The organism is Paraburkholderia sp. SIMBA_053, from assembly GCF_046534895.1.
GTDB classification, from domain to species: domain Bacteria; phylum Pseudomonadota; class Gammaproteobacteria; order Burkholderiales; family Burkholderiaceae; genus Paraburkholderia; species Paraburkholderia caledonica.
In genome coordinates, this window is the sequence record NZ_JAWRXU010001200.1 from 1 (window position 1) to 253 (window position 253).

Annotated in this window: 1 protein-coding gene; it reads right to left on the bottom strand. The window is 66.8% G+C overall.

Features of this window, described 5'->3' with window-relative positions; genetic code table 11:
• Positions 1 to 253, bottom strand: a 253-nt coding sequence (locus SB753_RS39445) for a hypothetical protein (protein ID WP_410805473.1), incomplete at both ends; no start/stop codon positions are given.

A 253-nucleotide genomic window follows, 5' to 3' on the forward strand; every position in this document is an offset into this window, starting at 1 on the left:
GCCTGATAAGCCGGTCCAGCCGCTGCCTCGCGCGCCGCTATCGCTGCGTCGAGATCCGCAGGCGTGCGCGCAATTTGGTTCAGCGCATCCCAGCGCGCCTGATTGTTGGCGTTCTCCCTCGCCGTCAGCGCAATCTTGAAATCCGGATTGTCGTTTGCCGCGGCCTTCTCTGTCGCAACGAGGACCGGGCTCGGCGCGGCCTGCGCGGTCGTAGGCGCGCTCCCCTGAACGAACGTCGGCGCTGTGCGGATGT